Source organism: Galbibacter sp. L-19 (assembly GCF_056857615.1).
Map to the genome: position 1 here is coordinate 1 of NZ_JBSXNL010000040.1, position 4,639 is coordinate 4,639.

General features: G+C 37.1%; 4 protein-coding genes and 1 pseudogene. 4 read left to right on the top strand and 1 reads right to left on the bottom strand.

Going from position 1 to position 4,639, the window contains the following annotated elements:
* Positions 1-179: 179 nt before the first annotated feature.
* Complete coding sequence (locus AC13CQ_RS04680) at positions 180-341, bottom strand: hypothetical protein (RefSeq protein ID WP_482882716.1); 162 nt, start codon at positions 339-341, stop codon at positions 180-182.
* A gap of 92 nt (positions 342-433) precedes the next feature.
* Between AC13CQ_RS04680 and AC13CQ_RS04685 the strand changes: the two genes are divergently transcribed.
* The 4 genes and pseudogenes from AC13CQ_RS04685 to AC13CQ_RS04700 all read left to right on the top strand — a co-directional run.
* On the top strand, positions 434-2,842 hold the full coding sequence (locus tag AC13CQ_RS04685; protein ID WP_482882717.1) for a TraG family conjugative transposon ATPase: 2,409 nt from the start codon (positions 434-436) through the stop codon (positions 2,840-2,842).
* A gap of 8 nt (positions 2,843-2,850) precedes the next feature.
* Complete coding sequence (locus tag AC13CQ_RS04690; protein WP_482882718.1) at positions 2,851-3,444, top strand: conjugal transfer protein; 594 nt, start codon at positions 2,851-2,853, stop codon at positions 3,442-3,444.
* A gap of 3 nt (positions 3,445-3,447) precedes the next feature.
* Positions 3,448-4,290, top strand: coding sequence for a hypothetical protein (locus AC13CQ_RS04695; protein WP_335589088.1), 843 nt, complete (start codon positions 3,448-3,450; stop codon positions 4,288-4,290).
* A gap of 23 nt (positions 4,291-4,313) precedes the next feature.
* A pseudogene (locus AC13CQ_RS04700) lies at positions 4,314-4,639 on the top strand (conjugal transfer protein TraK); the annotation flags it as partial.

A 4,639-nucleotide genomic window follows, 5' to 3' on the forward strand; every position in this document is an offset into this window, starting at 1 on the left:
ATCCTTGGAGTGATATTCTTGGTGGGATTCTTATTCAATGCAGGACATTTCTTCGGAGAGAATGCTGATCTTAAAAAGGGGATTACTCGTGTGTTGGTCTTTGTCCTTATTGCTGGCGCTGTCGTTGGCATATTTACTTATTTAATCTCCATCGTAGTATAAATGAAACGATTCGAAGTCTATAAAAACATTCGGAAACAGGCGGTCATTTTTGGGCTGCCCATTTCCTTATTTGCCGTACAGATGGTTTGCATAGTGGCTTCCCTGTTAGTCATTATATTTTCCTTCAGTTTTGGGATGGTTGTGGGTACTTTGATTTTTAATAGTGTATTGTATATCATTTTGAGTTGGTTTACCAAGAATCCCAATTGCTTTCAAATAAAGAGTGTGTTTCCTGATCGTATGAGTCATAAACGAAATTCCAAAATTGATTATGAAGCAAATTGATATAGCAACATACTGGCCAATTGTAGCGATTGAAGACCATATAATTTTTGCCAACAATGGAAATGTAGTTTTGGGTTATGAAGTGAACTTACCGGAAATCTATTCATTATCAGAAAAGGGCTTTGAGGAGATACATGGTACTTGGTTTCAAGCATTGAAATCCTTACCTGTAGGAACGGTGGTTCATAAACAGGATGTATATCTTAAAAAAGCCTATACCTCAGAACAGCTCCCTAATAAAACATTTTTAGAGAAAGCAACACATACATATTTTAAAGGACGTAGCTATGTGGAGCATACTTGTTTTTTGTTCTTTATTTTAACCAAAAACAAGGCGCTTAACAATCCAAAATATGTCAATCCCTTTAGAAACGTTTCAAAAAATATCGTTCAGGAATTAGATGAAAATGCGAAAAGTTTTATCGGCTCGGTAAACGACTCGGTTGCTTTTATCAATAACAGTCGAAAAATAGAAATTGTACCGCTTAAGGCTTCACAAATAGAAAGTTTAACCCATAATTATTTTAATGGATTTAATACGGGGTTTGATACCGACACACTTCTTAGCAAACAACCTATCAACAGTGGGGAACATTATTTTGATATCCTAGCCGTCAACAGCGAATTGTGTTTTGGCGAAAGTGTACAGTCTAGTATAACCAATGATAAATTCACTACGGACGATTTTGTATTTCATCAAGGATTTATTGATGGTTTAGGGCTTACTCTTAATGAAAACCATGTGGTTAACCAAATCTTGTACTTGGATGATAAACACAAGTGGCGCAAGTTGCTTGATAAGAAAGTTGAAGCACTTCATAAGAGCTCCAATTTTGGGTCACAAAACAAAGTGGTACTGGGAAAAATCCAGCACATCTTAGATCAGATCAATGCCGATGACAATGCCCGGATTATTCGTGGGCATCTTAATGTGTTGTATTGGGAAAAGCAGGCTGAAAATCTAAGGAATATAGGCGCTAAAATAAAGACAGCCTTTAAGGAGCTGGATATCATTCCTTATTATCCAAAGGGAGAAGAACGAAAGAATTACCTACTGAATAGTTACTGTTGCTTTTCATCTAATTTTTCAGATGCAGATATGTATGTCACGGATTTAAAGCACGGGTTATGTTTACTACTCAACAATACCAACTACAAATCAGATGCTACAGGGATAATCTTTAATGATCGACAGTTTAATATTCCTATCGTAAAGGATGTCTGGGATACGCATAAGAAGCGGATCAAAGCACGGAACTTTGCCATTTTTGCCCCAACAGGTGAAGGGAAGTCCTTTTTAGCTAATAATATCTTACGTCAATATTTTGAAAGTGGTGTTCGTCTGGTCATCATCGATTTGGGTGGTTCTTATACCAAATTTGCCAAATTATATCCTGAGGATCATGTGGTATTGCGCTATGAACAAGGTAAAAATTTAGGCATCAATCCTTTTTATATAGCTAGTGAAGCAGATTTAACACCTGAACGACTGGAAGATTTGATGGTGTTTCTCTCTGAGCTTATGGCAGGAGATGCCGCCCCTTCTAAAAGTAAAGAAGTAGCGCTTAAGAAAGTACTGCTGTATTATTATCAAAAAATACGAAAACAACATTCCCTGACTAGTTTGTATGAATTTGTTAAAGCGCAAAAGGAAACAATCTTAGCTGATCTCGGGCTTCGAGAAACAGACTTCAGTCCGTATCAATTCTTGCATATCTTATCCGAATATGTAGCGGGTGGTCTCTACGGTTTTCTTTTTAGTCAAAATGAAGATCAGAGTTTTCGAATCGAAGACAAGCGCCTTATCATTTTTGAACTGGATGAAGTAAAAGATAATAAAGAGGTGCTCTCTGTCATGCTTAAATTAATCAAAACTGCTGTACAGCGTACCATCTGGCGAAACCGTTCCGAACGAGGAATCATTCTTTTTGATGAGTTTGCTAAGCAACTAAAATTTAAAAATGTATTGGAGAGCGTGGAATTTTATTACCAAGCCATTCGTAAACAAAATGGTGCTATTGGAATCATTTTGCAATCCATCAATCAATTACCAAAGAACAGTACCTCGGCTAGTATTTTGGAAAATACACAAGTCATTTACAGCCTTCGCAATGAAAAAGGATATGAGGAGCTCATCAAAAGGCTAAAACTCGCTGCCCATGATTTAAATCAGCTTTCTTCCCTTCAAAACAACTTTACCGGAGACCGAAAATACACCGAGATCTTTATAAAGATAGGAAAGGAGAGCAATGTGTTTCGGTTGGAAGTTCCTCCAGCGGTGTACGCAGCTTACTTGACCGATGGGAATGAAAGTGAAGAAATCATGCGGTTGTATGATCAATTAGGGTCGATGGAAGAGGCTATAGAACGCTTTGTAAAATGTAATCAAAAATAGATGTACTCATGAAAACTAAAAAGAAAATACGATGCTATCCAATGGGGTTATTGATCTTGAGTTTTTTATACCTGCCGACTGCAGGCAACAGCCAAGGCATGCCTGTGTATGATAATACCAACTTTATCAGTTTGGCGAAACAACTGATTGAATCTGGAAAACAAACCTCGCAATTGATGCAAACCGTTAATTTTCTAAAGAAACAAAAAGAAAATTTGGAAAAGGTCAATTCGGTAATTCGACAACTTCATGCTTTAAAAGCACTCACCAATAACAACCAAAGGTTATTTGAAATGGTGCAATCAGATTTGAGTGATGTATTAAGTTCTCCTTATATCAAACCTGATGAAGTAGGGCGGATAGCTGATTCCTTCGATGCTATTATGATAAACGCCGTAGCGAGTCTAGATTATGTGGAGCAGATTCTATCGAGCGATTTATTAAAAATGACGGATGCTGATAGGGTGCAGCTCTTACAGGAGAAAGAACAAGAATCCAAGGAGATGGTGGCAGAGATTGAAAATAAAATGCAACGCTACCAAGAAATCATTTCTTTTCGGAAACTACAGGCGACTGTTAACAGTAGGATCGCTAACTATTAACAGATGCAATGGATTCTTTTAAATATAGGGCTCGAATATGTGGATGCTGTTTTTCAGGTAATTAAAGACAGTGATTTTTCAAGGTATACCATTACTGGGGTAAAAACATTTGCAGTGCTTTTGTTTTTAATCAATATACTTAAAAAATACCAGGAAGGGGTGGTAGACCGCGATGGCTATACTTGGGGACTTTCTCCTGGGGAGTTGGTCAAAAATTTTACAATTGTATTACTGGTGATTTTTTCATCACAAATACTCGGTTTTTTTGATGCTGTTTTAGTGGCTGTGGAAAGTAATTATAAGGATATGGCTCCAGCGCTCCTTCCTTTGCAGTTGCAGGATGTAGAGATAGAGCGGGAGGTGGGCGCAATGGAAGCCGCCAAAAAGGCATTGTCGTTATTGTATGAATCCCTAGTAACGCCACTCTATGGGATGAAAATTTTGGCCTTTATCCTGTCAGTCTTCCTGTGGTTAATGGACTTGTTTATTTATCCTTTGTTTTTAGCAGAGCGCTATTTTTTATTGGGGATTATGCAGGCTTTTTTTCCATTGGTAATTAGTTTGTCAGTTTTTGAAAAGTTTAGAGGCTTAGCCTATAATTATTTTAAGCTTTATGCAGGGGTGTACATGCTCGTTCCAGCCTTTTTCCTAGTGAATGTCTTTGTGAATAATCTCTATCGAGAGATCAGTGGGAACTTTTGGAATGCCCTTTTTGGAACTGATTGGGGATCAGAATTTTTTGCACCACTTGTTGAGCTTGCAACCATTGGATTTATTGTGCTCATCAAATTTAAACTTTATAAAAGAGCCACCTCTTTTGTGTTTAGGCTGTTTGTTGGGAATTAACGAATTAAAAAAAATAATGGCTTATGAAAATTAAAACCCCTTATAAAAATATCTATCAGGTATTGGGACAAAACAGATGGATTGTACTAGCCTCTATTATTGGAAGTGTGATAACTTCAGTGGTTTCTATTTTAGTAGTTATCAAACTTCATAAAGAAACATTAAGAAATGCCTTCGTGGTAAGTCAAGAAGGGCAAGTAATTCCTTTAAAGATAGCCAAAGAGCGTGCGAATTTAAAAGTAGAAGCACTAGCACATTTAGCACGTTTTCATCGGTGTTTTTATCAGTTGAGTGCGAGTAATTACAAAGAACAAATAGCAAAAGCACTTTGGCTGGGAGATACCTCAGT